The sequence below is a fragment of the Stenotrophomonas sp. STEN014 genome, assembly GCF_056760315.1.
This window is the reverse complement of record NZ_JBRREN010000002.1, coordinates 388299-410344: the sequence shown is the minus strand read 5'-3', so window position 1 is coordinate 410344 and position 22046 is coordinate 388299. Positions and strand designations below refer to the sequence as shown.

Annotated in this window: 19 protein-coding genes; 9 read left to right on the top strand and 10 right to left on the bottom strand. The window is 67.1% G+C overall.

Features of this window, described 5'->3' with window-relative positions; all coding sequences use genetic code 11:
* Positions 1-142: 142 nt before the first annotated feature.
* Both ACVOMC_RS04605 and ACVOMC_RS04600 read left to right on the top strand, forming a co-directional pair.
* Complete coding sequence (locus ACVOMC_RS04605; RefSeq protein ID WP_481522982.1) at positions 143-1294, top strand: acetyltransferase domain-containing protein; 1152 nt, start codon at positions 143-145, stop codon at positions 1292-1294.
* A 57-nt stretch (positions 1295-1351) separates the two neighbouring features.
* Entirely contained in the window at positions 1352-3115 is a 1764-nt protein-coding gene (locus tag ACVOMC_RS04600) for a peptide MFS transporter (RefSeq protein WP_481522981.1), read from the top strand.
* A 46-nt stretch (positions 3116-3161) separates the two neighbouring features.
* Here the strand turns inward: ACVOMC_RS04600 and ACVOMC_RS04595 are convergent, their stop codons facing one another.
* Positions 3162-6041, bottom strand: coding sequence for a TonB-dependent receptor plug domain-containing protein (locus tag ACVOMC_RS04595; RefSeq protein ID WP_481522980.1), 2880 nt, complete (start codon positions 6039-6041; stop codon positions 3162-3164).
* Between ACVOMC_RS04595 and ACVOMC_RS04590 the strand changes: the two genes are divergently transcribed.
* Together ACVOMC_RS04590 and ACVOMC_RS04585 are read left to right on the top strand one after the other, a co-directional pair.
* Positions 6034-6444, top strand: coding sequence for a hypothetical protein (locus tag ACVOMC_RS04590; protein WP_481522979.1), 411 nt, complete (start codon positions 6034-6036; stop codon positions 6442-6444). The genes ACVOMC_RS04595 and ACVOMC_RS04590 overlap by 8 nt on opposite strands.
* Before the next feature lie 253 nt (positions 6445-6697).
* Positions 6698-7684 (top strand): serine hydrolase domain-containing protein, encoded by a 987-nt coding sequence (locus ACVOMC_RS04585; RefSeq protein ID WP_481522978.1) that lies wholly within the window; start codon positions 6698-6700, stop codon positions 7682-7684.
* A gap of 54 nt (positions 7685-7738) precedes the next feature.
* On the opposite strand, the gene dgcA is transcribed toward ACVOMC_RS04585, so the two are convergent.
* Together dgcA and ACVOMC_RS04575 are read right to left on the bottom strand one after the other, a co-directional pair.
* A complete protein-coding gene (gene dgcA, locus ACVOMC_RS04580) occupies positions 7739-8716 on the bottom strand; it encodes an N-acetyl-D-Glu racemase DgcA (RefSeq protein WP_481522977.1) in 978 nt (325 codons plus the stop codon).
* A gap of 7 nt (positions 8717-8723) precedes the next feature.
* On the bottom strand, positions 8724-9746 hold the full coding sequence (locus ACVOMC_RS04575; protein WP_481522976.1) for an N-acetyltransferase DgcN family protein: 1023 nt from the start codon (positions 9744-9746) through the stop codon (positions 8724-8726).
* 258 nt (positions 9747-10004) lie between these two features.
* On the opposite strand from ACVOMC_RS04575, the gene ACVOMC_RS04570 reads away from it, so the two are divergent.
* Positions 10005-11123, top strand: coding sequence for a helix-turn-helix transcriptional regulator (locus ACVOMC_RS04570; protein ID WP_481522975.1), 1119 nt, complete (start codon positions 10005-10007; stop codon positions 11121-11123).
* Positions 11124-11137: 14 nt separating this feature from the next.
* Here ACVOMC_RS04570 and bla read toward each other — a convergent pair whose 3' ends face one another.
* From bla to arsH, 3 genes are all read right to left on the bottom strand, one after another.
* Positions 11138-12175, bottom strand: coding sequence for a class A beta-lactamase (gene bla / locus ACVOMC_RS04565; RefSeq protein ID WP_481522974.1), 1038 nt, complete (start codon positions 12173-12175; stop codon positions 11138-11140).
* A gap of 97 nt (positions 12176-12272) precedes the next feature.
* Positions 12273-13445: a DmpA family aminopeptidase gene (locus ACVOMC_RS04560; protein WP_481522973.1), complete on the bottom strand. Its 1173-nt coding sequence runs from the start codon at positions 13443-13445 to the stop codon at positions 12273-12275.
* Positions 13446-13809: 364 nt separating this feature from the next.
* On the bottom strand, positions 13810-14541 hold the full coding sequence (gene arsH, locus ACVOMC_RS04555) for an arsenical resistance protein ArsH (RefSeq protein WP_054660886.1): 732 nt from the start codon (positions 14539-14541) through the stop codon (positions 13810-13812).
* A 17-nt stretch (positions 14542-14558) separates the two neighbouring features.
* On the opposite strand from arsH, the gene ACVOMC_RS04550 reads away from it, so the two are divergent.
* From ACVOMC_RS04550 to arsB, 3 genes are read left to right on the top strand one after another with little or no spacing between them, the layout of a single operon-like run.
* Positions 14559-14888 carry an ArsR/SmtB family transcription factor gene (locus ACVOMC_RS04550; RefSeq protein ID WP_481522972.1) on the top strand — a complete coding sequence of 110 codons (330 nt, stop codon included), beginning with the start codon at positions 14559-14561 and terminating at the stop codon, positions 14886-14888.
* A 17-nt stretch (positions 14889-14905) separates the two neighbouring features.
* Complete coding sequence (locus ACVOMC_RS04545; protein WP_054660600.1) at positions 14906-15412, top strand: arsenate reductase ArsC; 507 nt, start codon at positions 14906-14908, stop codon at positions 15410-15412.
* A 14-nt stretch (positions 15413-15426) separates the two neighbouring features.
* On the top strand, positions 15427-16449 hold the full coding sequence (gene arsB, locus ACVOMC_RS04540) for an ACR3 family arsenite efflux transporter (RefSeq protein ID WP_481523067.1): 1023 nt from the start codon (positions 15427-15429) through the stop codon (positions 16447-16449).
* Between the two features lie 91 nt (positions 16450-16540).
* Here arsB and ACVOMC_RS04535 read toward each other — a convergent pair whose 3' ends face one another.
* Positions 16541-17080 carry a single-stranded DNA-binding protein gene (locus ACVOMC_RS04535; protein WP_481522971.1) on the bottom strand — a complete coding sequence of 180 codons (540 nt, stop codon included), beginning with the start codon at positions 17078-17080 and terminating at the stop codon, positions 16541-16543.
* 189 nt (positions 17081-17269) lie between these two features.
* Here ACVOMC_RS04535 and ACVOMC_RS04530 point away from each other — a divergent pair, with 189 nt between their 5' ends.
* On the top strand, positions 17270-18307 hold the full coding sequence (locus ACVOMC_RS04530; RefSeq protein WP_481522970.1) for a LacI family DNA-binding transcriptional regulator: 1038 nt from the start codon (positions 17270-17272) through the stop codon (positions 18305-18307).
* On the opposite strand, the gene ACVOMC_RS04525 is transcribed toward ACVOMC_RS04530, so the two are convergent.
* The 3 genes from ACVOMC_RS04525 to ACVOMC_RS04515 form a co-directional block, all read right to left on the bottom strand.
* Positions 18300-18680 (bottom strand): SseB family protein, encoded by a 381-nt coding sequence (locus ACVOMC_RS04525; RefSeq protein WP_481522969.1) that lies wholly within the window; start codon positions 18678-18680, stop codon positions 18300-18302. The two genes, ACVOMC_RS04530 and ACVOMC_RS04525, sit on opposite strands and share 8 nt — an antisense overlap.
* Before the next feature lie 90 nt (positions 18681-18770).
* Positions 18771-20486: an alpha-amylase family glycosyl hydrolase gene (locus ACVOMC_RS04520; protein WP_481522968.1), complete on the bottom strand. Its 1716-nt coding sequence runs from the start codon at positions 20484-20486 to the stop codon at positions 18771-18773.
* Entirely contained in the window at positions 20486-21967 is a 1482-nt protein-coding gene (locus tag ACVOMC_RS04515) for an MFS transporter (protein ID WP_481522967.1), read from the bottom strand. Before ACVOMC_RS04515 ends, ACVOMC_RS04520 begins: the two co-directional genes overlap by 1 nt.
* Positions 21968-22046 lie beyond the last annotated feature (79 nt).

Below are 22046 nucleotides of genomic sequence, written 5' to 3'. Positions count from 1 at the left end.
AACGGCAAGTCCAGTCTGAACGCAGCGCTGCCGCCCTGCACAGCTGCAATCCCATGAATCCGCATGTTCTGTGCGCCATATCGGCAAAATCGCCCGCCCCGGCACCATATGTTATGTTATATCTTTTCAGAAAAGTCCGCCTATGCCCCCTGTACTGATCACCCGCCTGGCCTCCATCGACCAGCTGCGCGGCACAGTGATGCTGCTGATGCTGATCGACCATGTCCGCGAGACCTTCTATCTGCATCATCAGGTCAACGACCCGATGGACGTGGGCTCGGTTTCGCCCGTCCTGTTCAGCTTCCGCCTGTTGGCCCATCTGTGTGCCCCGGTATTCGTGCTGCTTACCGGCCTGTCGGCATGGCTGTACGGCCAGCGCCAGCCCGACCCGCGACGCGCCACCGCCGCGTTCCTGCTCAAGCGCGGCCTGTTTCTGGTGGTGTTGGAGCTGACCCTGGTCAATTTCGCCTGGACCTTCCAGTTCCCGCCCAGCACGCTCTACCTGCAGGTGATCTGGGCGATCGGGCTGAGCATGATCGCGCTGGCCGGCCTGCTGTGGCTGCCGCGCAAGCTGCTGTTGGCCCTAGCGGTGGTCATCATTGCCGGGCACAACCTGCTTGATCCGCTTCAGGCCCAGGGCAATGGCGTGCTAGCAACACTTTGGAAGATCCTGCACCAGCGCGACTGGATCGAACTGGGCGACGCCCGGCGGCTGCGCACGTCATACCCGGTGTTGCCGTGGATCGGCGTGATTGTCCTGGGCTATGTGCTCGGCCCGTGGTATGCCAGCAACCGCGCGGCGTCGCAGCGCCAGCGCTGGCTGCTGCTCACCGGCATGGCGATGCTGGTCGGCTTCGTGCTGCTGCGTGCCGCCAATGTCTACGGCGACCATCCGTGGCTGCACTTCGCCGACGCCCGACTGACGCTGATGAGCCTGCTCAATGTCACCAAGTACCCGCCTTCGCTGCAGTTCCTGCTGCTGACGCTGGGTATCGGCCTGTTGCTGCTGCGCCTGTACGAGCAACCCCGCATCGCGGCATGGCTGCAGCCACTGGCATCGATCGGCGCGGCGCCGATGTTCTTCTACCTGCTGCACCTGTATGTACTGAAACTGCTGTATGTGGCGGCGATGGCGTATTGGGGCGCGAACCACGGCCCCTACTTCGGTGTCGAGGCGATGTCAGCCGTGCTGCTGATCAGCACCGTGCTGGCGGTGCTGCTCTATCCCGCCACCCGTGCCTTTGCCCGCTTCAAGGCACGCCGTCGTGATCTGGCCTGGCTGCGCTACCTCTGAGCACGCAGCACGGGGCAGCGGTCCTATACTCGGCCGCTGTCCCACCCGGCACCACCGATGACCGCAACTGCCCTGAACGACGCCCGCTCCGACGACTTCCTCGGCCACCCCAAGGGCGTCTACGTCTGCTTCTTCACCGAGATGTGGGAGCGCTTCTCCTTCTACGGCATGAAAGCGCTGCTGCTGCTGTACCTGACCAAATACCACCTGTTCGGCGACAAGGCCGGCCTGGACCTGCTGGGCGCCTATGGTGGCCTGGTCTACTGCATCCCGGTGTTCGGCGGCCTGCTGGCCGACCGCTGGCTGGGCATGCGCAAGGCGGTGGTGTTCGGCGGAATCCTGCTGGTGCTGGGCCACGCCGGCATGGCCTTCGAGGGCCACGCCGCGCACCGGGTGGCCGGCGAAGTGGTCCGCGACGAGGCTGCGCTGGGCGTGACCTACCTGTCGCTGGCGCTGATCATCATGGGCGTGGGCTTCCTCAAGCCCAACATCTCCACCATCGTCGGCAAGCTGTATCCGGAAAACGATCCGCGCCGGGATTCGGGCTTCTCGCTGTTCTATGCCGGAATCAACCTCGGCGCGCTGTTCGCCTCGCTGGTCTGCGGCTTCCTCGGTGAGGCCTACGGCTGGAAGTACGGCTTCGGCGCGGCCGGCATCGGCATGCTGGTCGGCCTGGGTATGTTCGTGTGGGGGCAGAAATACCTGCACGGCCACGCCGAACCGCCGCAACCGGCGACCCTGCGCGAACGCGTGCTGGGCCTACCGCGCGAATGGCTGATCTACGCCGCGGCGATTGTCGGCATCGTGCCGGTGGCCGCGCTGATGTGGGCCGCGGCCAATGGCGCCTTCGCTCTCGGCGGCGAGCTGAGCCTGGCGCTGATGCTGATGATCGTGGTGCTCGGTGCGGTGCTGGTCTGGTTTGCCTGGTTCACCGGCACCCAGTGCACGCCGGTACAGCGCCAGCAGATGATCGCGCTGATGGTGCTGATCTTCATGGCGCTGGTGTTCTTCACCCTGTACGAGCAGACCTACGGCTCCTGGGTGACCTTCACCGACCGTCTGCTGACCAAGGATCTGGTGCCGGCGCTGGTGATCCAGGGCGGCACGCCGATGCCGTGGTCGATCCTCTCGCTGCTGCTGGCGCCGCTGGGCTTCGTGCTGGCGGTACGGCTGTCGGACCGCAATCCCGGCTCCAATGCGCCGCGCATGCTGTTTGCGGTGATCGCCGTGGCCATGCTGGTGATGCTGGTGCGCGACTGTCTGGTGCTGCCTCAGAACGCCGGCTCGCTGACCTATCTGGGCGGCCTGTTCCTGGTGCTGCTGGCACCGCTGTTCGCCAGCCTGTGGGCCTGGCTGGACCGGCGCGGGCTGGATCCGTCCAAGCCGCTGAAGTCGTCCTACGGACTGGTGCTGGGCGCGCTGTCGTTCGTGCCGCTGGCGCTGGCGGCGCAGCAGGTGGGCGCCACCGGGCAGATGGCCAGCGTGTGGTGGCTGGTGCTGGCCTATTTCGTGCTCGCCAGCGGCGAGATGTGCCTGTCACCGGTCGGCCTGTCGGCCGTCACCCAGCTGGCCGCGCCGCGTGTGGTCAGCCTGATGATGGGCACCTGGTTCCTGGCCACCGCGTTTTCCGAGACGCTGGCCGCCCTGTTCGGCAAGCTCGCCGCCATCGACGTGCCCGAGGGCGAGGTGATGGATCTGGTCCAGGCCGCCGCCCGCTATGAACACCTGTTCTGGCTGCTGATGTGGATCGGACTGGGCTGCGCGGCGGTGGCCCTGCTGGCCTCGCCGCTGCTGAAGCGGATGATGCACGGGGTGAAGTGAGCCATTGCGTGGCCTGCCACGGCGGCAGGCCACGCGGCTTCCAGAATCAGAAATCGATATCCAGGTTCACGTAGACCGCGCGGCCCTGGATGCCGTAGATGTTCTGGTAGAACGGGTACCAGGTCATGGTCGAATCCTTCGGCCCGTACTGGTCGAACAGATTGGTCACATCCACGCCCAGGCGCACGTTGTCGGTGATCTTCTTCGACACGCTCGCGTTCCACTGCACGTACGAGGGCAGGTAGCCGGTGGCCTGGTAGTTCACCCGCGCGCCGTTGCGGTAGCCATAGATGCTCCCGGACCAGTCCTCCCGGTTCCAGCCCAGGGTCCAGTTGGTGCGGCTGCGGAACGCCAGCGGCTGGCTGCCGCAGCTGTAGGTGGAGGAGTAGGAGCAGCCCATGTAGTCCTGCCAGGGATCACCGGCGGCCACCTGCACGTCGTAGCGCAGGGTGCGACTGTAACCGGCGTTGACGCTGAAACTGCCCCAGCGCCCGCCATCCCAGGCATAGCGCAGGCTCGCATCGACACCGCTGGTGCGGATGCCGGCCTGGTTGATCGCATCGAGGAAATACTCGGTGACGTTGCCGGCCGCATCGCGCTTGACGTAATCCAGATAGATCGCGCAGGCAGCGGAGGCCGGATCGACCGGCGTGCCGTCCACGCGTTTGCCCAGCAGGCAGTTGGCGTTCTCGCTCATCAAGGTCGCCGTATCCAGATACTGGCTCTTGCCCTTGAGCCTGATGTCCCAGTAGTCGGCGCTGAGCGACAGCCCCTGGCTGATATCCCAGACGATGCCCAGCCCGTTGGAGGTGGCGGTCTCCTCGTGCAGGCGACGGTTGTTGCCGCCTTCCACGTACCACGCGCCCTGGTGGTAATCGATGCCGCACCGGGTCAGTCCGGCCGTGGTGGTCAGATCCAGACCATCAAGACGGCATTGATAGTAGTTGGTGACATAGTCGTCGTAATTGGTGACCGGCTCGCCATACAGCCACATGATGTTCGGCGCCATGAAACTGGTCTGGCGGCTGGCGCGCAGCAGCAGACTGTCCAGCGGCCGCCACTCCAGGCTGGCCTGCCAGGTGGTGGCGTCACCGACATCGGAGATGTCGTCGTACTTGTCCCAGCGACCGGCGACGTTGGCCACCAGCCGCTGCAGCAGCGGCACGCGGAACTCGACACCGGCGCCGTAGCGGTCGCGGGGGCCACCGCCGGCGACACCGGTGAAATTGAACGTGCGGTCGGCGCCCTCGTAGGTGCTCACGCTGCGGCGGTCCGGACCCAGCTCGTACTTGGAATGCGAGGCCTCCAGCACCGCGGCCATCTCCACCTCGCCGGCCGGCAAGGTCAGCAGCGGCCCACTGACCACCAGCTGCGCCTGCGAGGTCTGCGACAGATTGCGGTTGTGCAGGGTGTCGGTCATTGCCGTGTACTGCTGCGGGGTGATCTTTCCGAACAGCACCGTCGGGTCGATCCGGTACAGCGGCGCGCCATCGACCTCGCCCACCCGTTCGCCGAACAGAAAGCGGTTGACCCGGTCGGTGATCAGCTGCTTCCAGCTGCTTTTCATTTCATCGCGCGACAGGCTGAGGCTGGCATCCCAGTCGAAGCGTTCGGCGAGCGTGCCGCGCACGCCGACGTTCGCACTGAGCGTGGTTTCGTTCCAGAGCCGCATCGGCGCGCCGCCGATGTCGTTGGGATCCAGCGCGCGCCAGTACTCGAACTGGCCGATGTTCACGTCATAGGCGCTGCCAGCGTTGTACAGGTACATGCTGGTGCGGTGTGCGGCCTCGCTGCGGGAGCGCTGCACCAGCAGCTGTCCGTAGCCTTCCAGCGCGTCGCCGAAGCGGTAGTGGCCCGACACATAGGCCGAGGTCTTGTTGTACTTGTTGGCCAGGGTGTCGCCGTCGTAATAGTTGGCGTTGCCGCAGCTGTAGGGAAGCATGCTGCTGGAGGAGCCGTACATCGGGAAGTAGTTCTTGCCCATGTTGCGGCAGGTGTGTTCCAGCGCCGCCGCGGCCGCGGCCGGATCCAGATCGCCGGAATAGACCAGCTGGCCGCTGCTGGCCAGCCAGTAGTAGTCGTTGTAACCGCCATCCATCAGCGCGCTGTCCAGCCCGAAGGTGGGGCGATCGGTGCCGGCGTTGCCCGGCGCGTTCATGCCGGTGCGGATGATGTTGCCGCGCTGCCAGGAGAAGACCGGCTCGCGATTGAGCTGTTCGAACGCATAGGTGACATTGCCGCGCTCCCAGGTCTTGCCACCGCTGAACTGCAACTGCCCGGTGTCTCCGCCACCGTGGCTGGTGGTGCCACCACGGATGCGCAGATGGGTGCCATCCCAGTTGTCACGGGTGACGATGTTGACCACCCCAGCCACGGCATCGGAACCATAGATGGCCGAGGCGCCACCGTTGAGCACCTCGATGCGTTCCACCACCACCGCCGGAATGCTGCCCACGCTCACCCCGGTCGAGGCCGCACCGGAGCTGGCCGCGTACTCGGTCATGCGCTTGCCGTTGAGCAGGATCAGCTGATAGCCGACCCCCAGGCCGCGCAGGTTGAGGAACGAGGCATCCGGCTGGGTGGAGCTGGCGTTGAACTCGCCACCGACCACGTCGCCATTGAACTGGGTCAGCGTCTGCAATGCCTCGGCCACCGTGCTGTAGCCCTGCTTCTTGATGTCCTCGGCGGTGATCACCACTACCGGCGACGGCCCCTCGACCTCGGCGCGTTTGATGCGCGAACCGGTGACCTCGACCTTGTCCAGGGTCCTGGCCGCCGGCGCCGTGCTGGCGTCGGCCGATGAAACAGCACCACCGGCATCCTGCGCCACGCCAGCTCCCGCCCACGCGGTTGCCGGAAGGGCCAGCGACAGAAGGATCGCCGCTCCCAGGCGACAGCGCGGCAAAGGATGGGTGCCAATGGACATCATGTATTCGTCTCCCCGGTTGCTCGACATGGATCGGTTGGATGGCGCTACAGCGGCAACGATCAACTTCCTGAAGAACTACCCGGCTCCTCGCCTTTGCAGGCCATCGGGCGACGCGCACTGCATCGCAGCGTTGGCGTTGCGGAACCGGAGAATGTCCGTGGCGCGCGGAAGCGGCCGGCGCGGCGCCTGTCGGGGAGCCGTTCCTCGGAACATGGCAGCGATGCTAGGCGCGGAAACCTGTCCGGCGCATCGGAAAAAACCCCGATTCTTCGCGTCGCGCAAGCAGCCTTTGCTCGCGCCTCCAGCGTCATCGCAACCACTGCCGCTGCGGCGCGAATATCACCTCGCGAAAGCCTTTTCCTGCTGCATGGATGCGGTATGGTTTTCGCTCGCCAGCTGACGGCATCGCGCTGCCGGTACCGCTCTTGAACGGCATGCCACCACGTCCATCGCGTCATTCGAACCACACCGGGGAGCAGATGAAGATCCACACCTCACGTTCGGCCGTTCTTGCACTGGCGCTGCTTGCAACAGCAGCCGCGCACTCCCAGCCACAGACAGCGCAAGTACTGTCCGTCCACGGATGCGACGGCGTGCCGGGTGGCACTGACACCCGGGATACGGATGCGGCGCTCGAAGAGTTTCGCCAGACAATGCGCTCGCAGGGGGTTCCCGGTGCGCAGCTGGTCTACGCGCACAATGGCGCCGCCACGCTGTACTGCCACGGCGTGATGCGCAACGACGCCCCCGCGCCGGTCACCGACGAGACCGTATTCCAGGCCGCATCGCTGTCCAAGGTGATCGGCGCCTACATCACGCTGCGGCTGGCCGATGCCGGCACGATCGATCTGGACACGCCGCTGTGGAACTACTGGCCATCGGAGCGAATCAAGGACAATCCCCAGGCCCGCACCATCACCGCACGCAGGGTGCTCGACCACACCAGCGGCCTGCCGAACTGGCAGATCTCCCCGTCCAATCCGGCTATCGACCAGACGCCCTTGCAGAACCGGTTCGCCACCGGCGCACGTTTCGGCTATTCCGGCGAAGGCTTCTACCTGCTGCAGCGCACGCTTGAGCACCTCACCGGAAAGCGTTGGGAACAGCTGGCAACGCAGGAGGTGTTCGCGCGTTTCGATATGCCCAGCAGCCACTTCATGACCGATCACGCTTTTGACGAGCGCAAGGCCCGTGGTCACGGCAAGGACGGCACGCCCGAACACGACCGCGTATTCGGCTGGGAGAACACGGCCTGGACGCTGGTGACCACCGCGCGCGACTACCACCACTTCCTCCAGCGTGCGCTGTATCGCGGCGAAGGCCTGCAACCGGCCACGCATGCGCTGATGTTCACCGCGTCCAGCAATGCCGACGACACCGACACGCCCAGTGCGGCCGATCCGTTCATCGACTGGGGACTGGGAGTGGGATTGCAGAACGCCAACAACCGGCCACTGGCCTGGCACTGGGGCGACAACCCCGGCTTCAAGGCGTTGTTCATGCTCGACCCGCGCAGCGGCGACAGCATCGCGCTGTTCACCAACAGCGACAACGGGCCGGCCACCTACAAGCAGGTGCTGCGGCGCTTTTTCGGTGAAGGCGATTATCCGGCGGTGGACTGGTCCAGCGCGCAGGACTGACCGTGCCCGGGCGAAGGCCGGTTGCCGCAATCGCAACCGGCCGCCGGTAAAGGGCTACCCCCAGAGCGTCGGCAGACTCATCCGACCGTGCTGATAGACGATGCCGTTGTCCCAGTCCTCGGCCTGCAACCACGGGCCATCCAGGTCACAGACTTCGCACAGCTGCGCCAGCACCATGCCCGGCGCGACCGAGACCGATCCGCCCAGCATGCAGCCCACCATCAGGCGGAAGCCGGCCGCCCGCGCCGCATGGGCCAGCTCCAGTCCGGCGGTCAGGCCACCGGTCTTGTCCAGCTTGATGTTGACGAACTGGTAGCGTCCGACCAGCTGCGGCAGATCCTCCAGCGTCGACAGCGCCTCATCGGCACAGACCGGGATCGCACCGTCATAACCGGCCAGCGCCGCGCTGTGCGCCACCGCGACCGGCTGTTCGAGCAGGTCCACGCCATAGGGCAGCAAGGCCGGCACATACTGGCGCAGCTCTTCGATGCTCCACGCCTGGTTGGCATCAACGATCAGCCGCGCGTGCGGCGCACCGCTGCGCACCGCCGCCACGGCCTCCAGCGGCGAGCCCTTGCCGACCTTGACCTTGAGCCACGGGTAGTCGGCACGTGCACGCGCGGCGGCCTCGTAACCGGCAATATCGCGGATGCCGATGGTCACCGCGCTGTCCACCGGCTTCCACTGGCGCAGGCCGGCACGCTGCCACACCGGCACGCCGCTGCGCCGCGCCTCCAGATCCCAAAGCGCCGCATCCAGCGCGTGCCGCGCGCCACCGGCCGGCAACAGCTGCAACAGCTGCTGGCGGTCGCAACCGCCCTCGACTTGCGCACGCACCTGTTCGATCTGCGCCAGCATGTTTGCCGGGGTTTCGCCGTGATAGGCGACACCACCGGCCTCGCCATGCCCGGTCACGCCATCCTCGTGCAGTTCGACAATCACCACCTGCGCCTCGCTGCGGACCCCGCGGGCGATGGCGAAAGGTTCTTTCAGTTTCCAGGCATGAGACCTGGCATGCAGCGTGCGCGTCATGCCGCCCTCAACCCAGGATCGCAGCGACGGCCCGCTGCAGCGGGCTGCGCATCGGATCGAATGCCGGCACTTCCAGCGCACGCTCGGCCTGCGCCAGCGCCTGCTGCGCCGCGGCCTCGTCCATCCCGAAGGTGTTCAGACTCACCCCCACCAGCCGTGCACCGGGATTGGTCAGCCGCGCGGCCTGCAGATACAGGTCACGCGCCACCGCCAGCTCCGGCACCGCGTAGTCCGGCCAGCTCACCAGATGCGTACGTTGCGGGTCGTGGCACAGGATCAGGCGGTCAGGCTGGGAGCCGTGCAGCAGCCCCAGGGTGACGCCGGCATAGGCCGGATGGAACAGCGAGCCTTGGCCTTCGATCAGATCCCAGTGGTCGTCGGCGGCCGCCGGCGAGATGCATTCGGCCGCACCGGCGATGAAATCGGCGATCACCGCATCCACAGCGATGCCGGCACCGGCGATCATGATCCCGGTCTGGCCGGTGGCGCGGAAATCGGCATCGATGCCCTGCCCGCGCATCGCCCGGGCCAGCGCCAGTGCGGTGTACTTCTTGCCCAGCGCACAGTCGGTACCGACCATCGCCACGCGCTTGCCGCTGCGGCGCTTGCCGGTGGCCCGCGGCAGATCGTCCGGTGGCCGGCGCACATCCATCAACCGGACGCCGGCGCGCCGGGCGGCGAGCGCCAACCCCGGCACCGATTCCAGCGCGGTGTGCAGGCCACTGACAATCTCCAGCCCGGCCTCGACCGCGGCGATCAGCAGCGGCGCCCAGTGCGCGGGAATGCGTCCGCCCACCGGCGTCACCCCGATCAGCAGCGAGCGCGCGCCGGCGGTGGCCGCGGCCGCCAGGGTCATTTCCGGCAGGCCCAGGTCGATCGTGCCGCCCGGCAGGCGCGTCTGCCCGATGCAGCTTTCCGCCGCCCAGTCGCGCAGACCAAAGGCCGTCTTGGCCTTGAGCGGATTGGTTTCCTCCCCCAGGAAAAGCAGATAGGGCGTGTGCAGTTCCACCTGCGCAAAGGTCTGGCTCATGGCATCACCCCTGTGCTCCCGACCCGTGATCAACACCGCGCTCGCGCATCGCCATGGCCTCTGCTCTCCTGTTCGAACGGTCTGCAACAGCCGCCATTCGACCACAGCGCCAGCGCCCGGTAATCAGGAAAAACCCGGATATTCGGCCAGTCCGCCCCGTCCCTCCCGCACTTGTCACATTCCGGGGCCATTGCTAAACAGATCCGGGCAACATTCCGCCGCGCCACAGGCGGACACGCCCTTCCTGCAGGAGACACCATGTTGATTGTCGATGTGCCCTGTTGCTCGCATCCGCCGGACCAGATGATCCAAGCCCGCGCCGCCCTGGTCAGGGCGCTGGACATGGGCGCGCTATGGCAGGCCTGTGCGGCACTGATCGACACCGCACTGCCCTGCCACTCCTGCAGCCTGCTGTCCAATATCGACGGCTACCAGCCGCTCGAAGGCAGGCATCACCTGAACAGTGCCGCCGACGACGGCACCCGCCTGGTCAACAGCCTGGAAGTGGCCGCGCCGTATCTGGATGCCAATCCGCTGATCCGCAGCTATACGTTCTCGCAGATCGCCTCGCAGGACGCCGATGCGCCGGAGCGGCTGCGCGCACAGAACCCCACGCCCGGCTGGCGCGACTTCATCCACCTGGCGTTCTGGGACGGCACCCGTCTGGAAGCGGTGCTGAGCATCCGCCTGCACATTGCCCCCGAGGATCTGGGCGGGGCGGAGCTGGGCTTCCTTGCCGAGCTGTATCCGCTGCTCGAGGCTGGCCTGCAGCGTATCCGCGCCCTGGAATCGGAGCGCCTGCACCACCGCGCCGTCGCCGATCTGCTGCACCAACTGCCGCTGGCCGCGGTGCTGGTCAATGAAAATCTGCTGCCTGCGTTCCTGTCACGCGAGGCCAGCCGCCTGTGCCGGCGCTGGAGCGCCGACTCCGATCGCGATGGACATCTGCCACGGGCGATCGAGGCGCCGCTGCGCCGCTGGATGCAGGACCTGCCAGCCACCGCCGCGCCACCCGGCAACCGCGCCAGCTTGACCCTGGAGCACCCCGTGCTCAGCGGTGAACGCCTGCATCTGCAACTGAGCTCCGCGCCCGGCAACTCCCGCGGTCACGCCCAGCACCTGCTCATCCTCACCGCGCAGAGCGCGGCGCCGGAGCTGGAGCTGGAAGCGCCACCGGCGTCCAACGCCCTGCCGGTGCTGGAGCGCCTTTCACCCAGCGAGCGGAAAGTGGCACTGCTGGTGGCCACCGGACTGCGCAACGACGCCATCGCCGACCAGCTGTGCCGCTCGCGCAAGACCATCGAGTGCCAGATCAGTTCGATCTTCCGCAAGCTCGATATCGACAACCGCACGCAGCTGGCGCGGCTGCTCAACTGAGCCGGCGGGCGGCGTCAGTCGGCGGCGGTGAACAGGAAGTAGTCGTGCGCGGCGCGCGCGATCTGCGCGATCTGCCGGTCCCTGGCCTGGTCGCCCAGTCCCGATTTCAGGAACACCGCCACCACCACCTCGCCCTTGCCATCGGGCAGCGTGACCACGCCCACATCGTTGATCACATCACCGACCGTGCCGGTCTTGTGCGCCACCGGCGTGGCCTCGGGCAGCATGCCCTTGAGCCGTCCCGGACCGGTGCGGCAATCCAGCAGGATCTGCTTGAGTACCGCGGTGGTGGCCGGCTTGAGTGCCCCGCCGTTCCATATCTTGCGCAGCAGCATCGCCATGTCCGCCGGCGTACCGGTATCGCGCGGATCGCCGTTGTACAGCGCAAGGTAGCGGCGTTTTTCCGCGTCGCTGCGCTCCTGCGCATCCAGCCGGGCGTAGTCGGACGGACTGATCGGCTTGGCGGCGGATACCTCCAGCGCGCCCATGTAGTGCGAGAGCATCTCCCAGATGTAGCGGTCCACACGGATACCCTGCACGCCCAGCGCGCGCATGCGCGCATCCACCGCCGCCGGGCCGCCGCCCAGACGGATCAGGATGTCGGTGGCGTTGTTGTCGCTGACGGTGAGCATCATGTGCAGCAGATCGCGGACGGTGATGGCCGAGCCCGGCGACAGATGGATGTCCAGCGGACCGCCCATCGACGGATAGATATCGCCCTCTTCCAGCAGCACCTGCTGCTGCAGCCCCAGCGCGCCCTCATCCACCAGCGCCAGGATATGCACCGCCACCGGCACTTTGACCGTGCTGGCCATCGGAAAGCCGCTGTCGCCATTGACCTGCGCACTGCGCCCGCTGCGCAGATCAAGCACATAGGCGCCAACCGAGCCGTCGAATCCCGCCACCAGGCGGTCGAGTTCCTGCTGCAGGCCGGCCGCGGCAGGGGCCGCCGCAATGGCGATCGAACTGGACAGCGACAGCGCCAACCCCAGCAACAGTGCCGGGCACCAGCGCCAACCACGACGTACTACGGAACCTTGCAACTTGCGCATTCTCACTCTCTCTCATACGGCAAATACCGCAGCACCGGTATGGCCGCTGCTACGGAGTGTCACCGGGGTTGGCTCACCAACCGCGCGGACGCGGCGGTTAGGGCGAAACAGGGGCAGCCGGCACGGGCTGCCGGGCGCGGCGCACCGCCTCCAACACCGGTTGCAGCGGCAGTGCCCCGGCGGTCCCGCGGTGGCCGTGCACCGTGCGGGCGCGGAACAGCGAATTGACGATGGCTTCCTCGGTCGCCTCGGCCGCGGCCTGGAACAGGGGCGACATCGCCTCGCCGGCAAGGCTGCGCGCCGGCTGCACTGCGACTTCCGGATCACGCCGGTTTTCCCTGGCGGTGGAGAAGGCGATGACGTAGTCGCCCGAACCGTTGGACATCACCGAGCCGGTCCGCGCCAGCCCGACCAGCGCGCGATGCGCCAGCCGCTGCAGCTGCGCCGCATCCAGCGGGGCGTCCGTGGCCACCACCATCATGATGCTGCCATCGCCGGTACTCGGCGGCGGATTGGCCTGGCTGCGCGCGTACTCGGCCGGATCCGGCAACACCTTCCAGACCGGCACCCCGGCGATGGTCAGCTCGCCGCCGAAGTTACTCTGCACCAGCACGCCCACGGTATAGCCGCCATCGCCCGCAGGCAGATGACGCGAACTGCTGCCGATCCCGCCCTTCCAGCCGAATGCGACCGTACCGGCACCGGCACCGACCGCGCCCTCCTCGACCGCACCGGTCGATGCTCCGCTCAGTGCCTGCTCGACCAGCGCCGGCGTCAACGGCCGCGCGCGGATGTCGCTGAGATAACCGTCGTTGGTTTCGCCCACCACCGGGTTGATCGAGCGTACCTGCTCCATGCCCGGCTGGCGCAGCAGCCAGTCCGCCGTCGCATCGGCCACTTTCCAGGTGCTCAAGGTGCCGGTCAGCAGGATCGGCGTCTCCAGTTCGCCCAGTTCCTGCACCTGGGTGATGCCGGCCAACTTGCCGTAACCGTTGCCGACCACGATCGCCGCCGGTACCCGCTGCCGGTAGACGTTTCCGGCATGCGGCAGGATCGCGGTGACACCGGTGTGCAGACGGGTGCCTTCCGTCAATGTCGCATGGCCGACAGCGACCCCGGCCACGTCAGTGATCGCGTTCAACGGCCCGGTCGGCAGCGTGCCGATGACGACCCCGGCCTGGCGCGCGCGCGGCCGTGGCTCTGTACTGTCGGCAACCGCCGCCGCGTTGCCGGCAGCCAAGGCAAGTAAAAGCAGGGACCAGCACTTCATCGTTCAACGACCTCCAGCCAGAGAGTTACCGCGTCGGCGGCCACGTTACAGCAAGCCCGCCGCCCGAGCGGCGTTGCAGGCGGTGCCGATACGTCCACAACCACCCTCGGGATACTGCCGGCCACGATGCGATGTCGCATCGGGATAAACACCGATTCTCGGCCCGCCGCAGCCGTCGCTGGCATACCCCGTGCGACTTCGACTGCCATCGTCATCAGGCGCTGTAGACACCCCGGCGCTGCCTCGTGCCGCCATTCGTGCGAACCGGTTTCTCCTCTCCAGCACGCCCGCTGGCGGAGGCCTGTGCGCCCAGCTATGCGCCCTGTGACCACTTTCCCCCTGTGGGATCGACGGTTCGACCGGGTCAGCGCGGCGCGACCGCGCCGGACGCGGCGGCGAGTGCGGCGGCCTGAAGGTCGCCCTTGCGCTCGCTGTAGCGGTCCACCAGATAGTCCGCCCGGCCGCGCGTGAGCAGGGTGAACTTGACCAGCTCCTCAACCACGTCCACCACCCGGTCGTAGAACGGCGAGGGTTTCATCCGCCCGTCCTCGTCGAACTCCTGCCAGGCCTTGGCCACCGAGGACTGGTTGGGGATGGTCAGCATGCGCATCCAGCGGCCCAGCACGCGCAGCGTGTTGACCGTGTTGAACGACTGCGAACCGCCGCACACCTGCATCACCGCCAGGGTCTTGCCCTGGGTCGGGCGCACGCTGCCATCTTCCAGCGGCAGCCAGTCGATCTGGTTCTTGAACACGCCGGTGACGGTGCCATGCCGCTCCGGGCTGACCCAGACATGCCCTTCGGCCCACTGCGACCACTCGCGCAGCCGCTGCACTTCCGGGTGGTCCTTGCCGACGCTGTCGAGCATCGGCAGCGCGTGCGGATCGAACACCCGGGTCTCGCAGCCCAGGTGACGCAGCAGACGCTCGGCCTCCAGCGCCAGCTTGCGACTGAAGGACTGCGGGCGCAGCGAGCCATACAGCAGCAGGATGCGCGGCGGCCCGGCGCGTTCGACGCCCAGCAAAGCGTGGTCGGGCAGCGGCAACGAGGCCGGGATCAGATTTGGCAACGGGGGACTGGTGGTCAGCTTATTCATTCGACTATTCTAGAGATATGGAAACAAAAACCGCAATCGCCGCCCTGACCGCCCTGGGTCATGCCACCCGTCTGGCCGCGTTCCGGCTGCTGGTCGAGGCCGGCCCGGCCGGTCGCGTGGCCGGCGACATCGCCGCGGCCCTGCAGGTGCCGCCGGCCACGCTCAGCTTCCACCTGAAGGAACTGCTGCTCGCCGGCCTGCTGCAGAGCGAGAACCAGGGCCGCAACGTCTGTTACCGCGCCAATTTCAGCGCGATGAACGACCTGATCGCCTACCTCACCCACAACTGTTGCGCGGGCGCCCCCAGCCCCGACTGCAGCCCCACACCCCCTGATTGCGCCTGCTGAGCGGAGATTCATTCCTTATGACCACCCAACGCGTACTGTTCCTGTGCACGGGCAATTCGGCCCGCAGCGTGCTTGCCGAAGCCACACTCCGGGCCTGGGCCGGCCAGCGGTTCGAAGCGTTCAGCGCCGGCAGCCAGCCCACCGGCCAGATCAACCCCTTCGCCCTGGCCCAGTTGCAGGCCGAAGGCATTGCGACGGCCGGACTGCGCAGCAAATCCTGGGACGAGTTCGCCGACGGCGCGCCGATGGACGTGGTGATCACCGTCTGCGATGCCGCCGCTGCCGAGACATGTCCGGTGGTGTTTGGCGATTTCGTCCGCACCCACTGGGGCCTGCCCGATCCGGCGGCGGTCCAGGGTACTGATGCCGAAAAGGCCGAGGCGTTCGCGCAGGCCCACGCCATCATCAAGGCGCGACTGCAGGCATTGCTGGCCTTGCCGGCAACGCTCTGGGCCGCGCGCGCGCCGTTGCAGCAGGCACTGGACCAGATCGGCCTGCTGCAACCCGGCGACCGCCGCGCATGAGCGCCCCCGCGGCCATGGGACGGTTCGAACGTCACCTGACCCTCTGGGTGACCCTGTGCATCGTGGCCGGCACCGTGCTCGGCCACTATTTTCCCGGGGCATTCGCGCTGCTGGCATCGGCCGAGGTGGCCAAGGTCAATCTGCCGGTCGCCGTGCTGATCTGGCTGATGATCATCCCGATGCTGCTGAAGGTGGATTTCGGCGCGATGCACCAGATCGGCCGGCACTGGAAAGGAATCGGCGTCACGCTGTTCATCAACTGGGCGGTCAAACCGTTCTCGATGGCGCTGCTGGGCTGGCTGTTCCTGCGGCACGCCTTCGCCGACTGGCTGCCTGCCGGACAGGTCGACAGCTACATCGCCGGCCTGATCCTGCTGGCGGCGGCGCCCTGCACGGCCATGGTCTTTGTCTGGAGCAACCTGTGCCGGGGCGATGCCAACTTCACGCTCAGCCAGGTGGCGCTGAACGACGCCATCATGGTGCTGGCCTACGCGCCGGTCGTGGCCCTGCTGCTGGGCCTGTCGGCGATCACCGTGCCGTGGAACACGCTGCTCCTGTCGGTGGGCCTGTACATCCTTGTCCCGGTGATGGTCGCCGCCCTGCTGCGGCGCTGGATCCTCGCCCGCGCCGGTGAGCCGGGCCTGCAAGCGGCCCTGCGGACACTCGGCCCGGTGTCACTGGCGGCGCTGCTGCTGACCCTGGTGCTGCTGTTCGGCTTCCAGGGCGAACAGATCGTCCGCCAGCCGCTGATCATCGCGCTGATCGCGGTGCCGATCCTGATCCAGGTCTATTTCAACGCGGGGCTGGCCTATCTGCTCAACCGTCGGCTGGGTGTCGCCCACTGCGTGGCCGGGCCGTCGGCCCTGATCGGGGCCAGCAACTTCTTCGAACTGGCCGTGGCCACCGCCGTGGGCCTGTTCGGGGTCCACTCCGGAGCGGCGCTGGCAACCGTGGTCGGGGTGCTGATCGAAGTGCCGGTAATGCTGTCGGTGGTCCGCATCGTCAACCGCTCACGCGGTTGGTACGAACGGGCCTGAGGCCACCCGCCGCCCGATCGGGCCATGAACGGAGAAGGGGCCTGTGGCGGCTGCCACAGACCCCTTCGATGTCATCGCTGCGACGCGTCGATCAGAACGGAATGTCGTCGTCGGCGAAATCGTCCATCGGCGGCGGAGCCGACTGCTGCTGGGCCGGAGCCGGACGCTGCTGGCGCTGGCCACCGCCGTAGCCGCCGCCCTGGTCCTGGTTGCCGTAGCCGCCCTGGCCGCCGCCCTGCGGGCGCGGTGCCGACTGGCGCTGCGGACGCTCGCCGCCCATGCCACCGCCGCCTTCACCACGGCCGCCAAGCATCTGCATTTCGTTGGCGACGATATCGGTGGTGTATTTCTCCACCCCGTCCTGGCCGGTGTACTTGTCATAGCGAAGCTCGCCCTCGACGTAGACCGAGCTGCCCTTGCGCAGGTATTCACCGGCGATCTCGCCGAGCTTGCCGAAGAACACCACGCGGTGCCATTCGGTGCGCTCCTGGTTGTTGCCGTCGCGGTCCTTGCGCACGCTGGTGGTGGCCAGGCTGATGCGGGTGATCGCCATGCCCGCCTGGGTGTACTTGGTGTCCGGGTCGTTGCCGAGATTGCCGACGAGGATGACTTTGTTGATGCCGCGGGCCATAGGGTTCCTACTCTTCCGTTGGGGTCCACCCGCCGGATGCGGGCAATAGCCGGCAGATTATAACGTCCCGGCGCGGGCGGGTATCAGGTGGGCGGCCAGCCCCGTGTGGGACAAGCCCCACCCCCGGCACGGCCCCGGCCAGCGGTGGCCCGTGGCATGATGCCCGGCGTCTTCAGGCAAGTGTCGCCAATGATCATCAAGGGCAAGGCCACCTCACTGGATATCGCGCACCTGGCCGGGGTGTCGCAGCCGACGGTCTCGCGGGCGCTGCGTGGCAGCCCGATGGTCAATGCCGACACCCGCAAGCGCATCCTGGAGATCGCCCGGCAGCTGAACTACAAGGTCGACAAGAACGCCTCCAGCCTGCGCTGCCAGCAGTCCGGCACGCTGGCGCTGCTGTTCTTCGAGGATCCGACCCCGGACGACTCGCTGATCAATCCGTTCTTCCACTCGATGCTGGGCTCGATCACTCGCGCCTGCGCGCTGAACGGGCTGGATCTGCTGGTCTCCTTCCAGCAGCTGTCCAGCGACTGGCATGCCGATTTCGAGGACAGCAACAAGGCCGACGGCATCATCCTGCTGGGCTATGGCGATTACCACGAATCGGAGGAACGGCTGCAGCGGCTGGTCGAACAGGGCACCCATTTCGTGCGCTGGGGCGCCGCCCTGCCCGGCCAGCCCGGGGTTTCGGTGGGCAGCGACAATTTCCAGGGCGGCTTCGACATCACCGCGCATCTGCTGGACGCCGGCTGCCGGCGCATCGCCTTCCTCGGCCACGCCTCCAGCCACTACCCGGAGTTCGCCGAGCGCTACCGCGGTCATGGCCAGGCGCTGCGCGCGCGCGGGCTGGAACCGGATGCGGGCCTGCAGCACGACGCGATCACCACCGAGGACTCCGGCCACGCCGCCTGCATGGCCCTGCTGGCACGCGGCCAGCCGTTCGATGCGATCTGCGCGGCCAGCGACCTGATCGCCATCGGCGCGCTGCGGGGGCTGCGTGAACACGGCCTGCGGGTGCCCGAGGACGTGCGGGTCACCGGTTTTGACGACATCCCGCTGGCCGCCTCGGTGTCGCCGGCGTTGACCACCGTGCAGCAGGACACCAAACAGGCCGGTCAGCTGCTGGTGGAACGGCTGCTGGGGCTGATCGCACGCGAGCCGGTGGAAGGCATCAACATCCCGGTCAAGCTGGTGGTGCGCGAATCCTCGCGCGGCGGACTCAGCTGAAGTCCTTGAGGATTTCCAGCACGCCGGCCGGCGCGATCTCAAAGCCCAGCGTCGTGCCCGGGTTGATCACCACACCATAGCCGCCGGGCACGCGCCGCAGCACCTCGAGCATCAGCATGCGGAGGGTGTGCGGCGCCTGCTGCGGGAAATAGCCGACCCGCGCCATGTCGGTGAACACCGCCACATGCAGCACGCCCTGCTTGTCGAACAGCAGCGGATCGAAGCCGCTGCCATCGGGGGTGACCAGGCTGCCGGTCAGCAGCACCACATCGGAGGCGACGAAGACCTGCATGAACGCCTTGATCGGCAGCTTGCCGTCCATCGCGGTGCGCAACAGCGTTTCGATCGGGGTCTGCGGGGGGAGCTCGTTCATGCGTGAGGCCGGGATTGCGGGGGGCGCTGATTGTAGCGGGCGCCGCCGCTGCAGCCCCTGCCTCGCGGCAGGGGCCTCCATCGCCGCGGCTCAGCGCCCCAACCGCTGCGTGCGCGCCTGCTGGTCGGCCATCGCCGCGGCCAGTTCGGCCTGCAGTTCGGCCTGCCGCACCGCCCCGTCCAGCACGAACACCTTCACGCCATGGGCCGGCACCTCGGTCTTGAGCGCGCGCGTGAGCGTGAGCGTGCGGCCGTCCAGCGCGTCGCGCCACTGCCCGGGCTGCAGGTAGCGGCTGACCTCGAACGTCGCGGCGGTGTCGCCCTTGTTCAGCAGCACCAGCGCGGTCTGCGCGGTATCGCCGTGCTGCAGCACGCGATAGAACACCGCCTGATCCGCCTGCAGCCGCTCGTTGACCTGCAGGCCGCGTTGCAGCGCCGGGGTGGCCTGGCGCAGCCGCGCGATCCGCTGCAGCGGGCCGAAAATCGGACTGTCCGGCGCCGCATCCACGCGTTCCTGGCCGAAGTAGGCGCGATTGCCGGCGTGCTCGGCCCGGCTGCGCATGAAGCCGGTTTCCGAGCCGTAGTACAGCACCGGGATGCCGCGGGCGGTGAACAGCCAGTTGTGGGCGTCGATGAAACCGGCATCACTGGCATCCAGCCGCGCCATGTCGTGGTTGTCGTAGAAGCTCATCAACTCGTACGGATTGGCGTAGGGGCCACCGGTCAGATGCAGCGGCTCGGCCAGCGCCTCGAAGCCTTTCCGCTCTCGGCCGAACACGGACGAAAGCGCACCGCGCAGCGGGAAATCCAGCACGCTGACATGGGCATTGGCCGGCCAGGTGTGCTCGGCGATCTTGGCCGCGTCGTAGTCGAAGGCCTCGCCGAACATGAACATGCCCGGGTGCTGTGCGCGGATGCGCGCGACGAATTCATGCCACCACGGATGCGGCAACCAGCCGATGGTGTCGATCCGCAGCGCGTCCACGCCCTGTGCGGTCCACTGCAGGTAGGCGCCGACCAGATAGTCCATCACCGCCGGGTTGTGTTCGTTGAAGTCGCCCAGCTCGGCCAGATTGCCGTCAAAGATCGAGCCCTGGCTGCCATCGACCGGGCCGATGTTGTTGTAGAACGCATGCAGCGGGTTGTGCTGCGGGTCGAGCCTGTCCGGCGGCAGGTTCTGGTGGTCGGCGATCAGCGTGCCGTCCTTGTCGAAGAGCTGGCCGAACTGGGGCTGCCGCTTGGGCATGGTCCAGGCCGGCGAGCCGTGGTTGCCGACGATATCCAGCACCACTTTCAGCCCGGCGTCGTGCAGGCCACGGGTCAGCCCGGCAAAATCCAGATCCTGGCTGGGCAGGTGCTCGTCCAGCTTGTAGAAGTTGATGCCCCAGTAACCGTGGTAGCCGGTCTTGCCACGGTCGGTCAGCGTGCTGCTGCAGCTGATCGGCTTGCTGCCGGTGAAGGCCTGGTCGGGATTGTCGATGATGGGCGTGATCCACACCGCGCCGAAGCCGAGCTGGCGGATGTAATCGGCGTTGTCCAGCACGCCCTTGAAGTCGCCGCCGAGGTAACCGATGTTGCCGTCAACCTTGTCCGGGCATGGCACCGGAATATCGAAGGTCGGGTGCTCGCCGCCCTGGTCGCGATGGTCGTTGCTGGTATCGCCATTGACGAAACGGTCGGTGACCACGAAGTACACCGCCTCGCTGGCGAACGGCTCGGTGGTACCGATGTAGTCCGGCCGGTTGCCGGCCAACGCCGTCCCCGCCACCCAAGCCAGCCCAACCGCTGCTGCCAAACGCCTGCGCATCACACCACCTCCGGTTGCGACGGAACCCGCAATACACACAGCCCGGCCACGAACAGGCTGCAACCCCCCAGCACCAGCACGTGGATGGGGTCACCGCCCAGCCAGTTGCGCAGGGCAAAACCCAAGGCACTGGCCGCGACCAGCTGCGGGATCACGATGAAGAAATTGAAAATGCCCATGTACACGCCCATCTTGGCCGCCGGCACGCTGTCTGACAGCAGGGCATAGGGCAAGGACAGGATCGAGGCCCAGGCAAAGCCGACGCCGACCATCGACAGCAACAGCCAATGCGGGTCCTTGATCAGCATCAGCGAGATCAGGCCCAGCCCGCCCAGCCACAGATTGACCAGGTGGCTCCAGCGCAGGCCGATGGCGCGCACCATCAGCGGGATGACCAGCGCCGCCACGGCGGCGAAGCCGTTGTAAGCGCCGAACAACACGCCCACCCAGTTGGCGCCCTCGTTGTAGGCCGCTGACTGCGTATCGGTGGAGCCGAAGTGCGTGCCGGCCACCGCCGCGGTGGTATAGATCCACATGGCGAACAGCGCAAACCACGAGAAGAACTGCACCCACGCCAGGCGCCGCATCGTGCCGGGCATGCGGCGCAGATCGTCGACGATGGTGGCCAGCATATGGGTGCCGGGCAGCACCCGCGCCACTGCCAGCAACAGACCGTAGCTGGCACACAGCCCGGCCAGCACGTAGAGCATGCGATCGCCTTGCCGCCACGCGATCAACGCCGCCAGCACCACACCCAGGCCCAGCCATAGACCGATCTGGCGCCATTGCGGCAGGTCACCGACACGCTGTGCGGCATGCACCGGCGACGGCTCGGCGTCATCGAAACCGGCCAGTTCGGCCGGTGAATACTCGCGCGTGCTGAACACCGTCCAGCTCATCGCCAGCAGCAACACCACGGCGCCGAAATAGAAGGCATAGCGCACCGTATCGGGTACTTCGCCCGGACCGGCCGTATTGGCCACGCCGAAACGGGCCAGGATGAAGGGCAGGAAGCTGGCCACCACCGCGCCCACGCCGATGAAGAAGCTCTGCATCGAGAAGCCGGCCGGGCGTTGCCTGGGCGAGAGCTGGTCGCCGACAAAAGCGCGGAACGGCTCCATCGAGATGTTGATCGAGGCATCGAGCACCCACAGCGTGCCGGCGGCGATCCACAGGGTCGGCGAGTTGGGCATGACCAGCAACGCGAGCGTGGTCAGCACCGCGCCGATCATGAAGTAGGGACGGCGGCGGCCCCAGCGCGTCCAGGTGCGGTCGGACAAGTAGCCAACCACCGGCTGCACCAGCAGGCCGGTCAGTGGCGCGGCGATCCACAATCCCGGCACCGCGTCCATCGGCGCACCGAGCGTCTCGAAGATGCGACTGGCATTGGCGTTCTGCAGCGCGAAGCCGAACTGGATCCCCAGAAAGCCGAAGCACATGTTCCAGATCTGCCAGAACGACAGCTGCGGTTTGCTTTTCATCAAGCGCTTCCCCCCTCCGGGAATCACGGATGCGATTTGGGCGCGGATGCGCTGCGGCCATGGTAGAGGCCCTACCGGC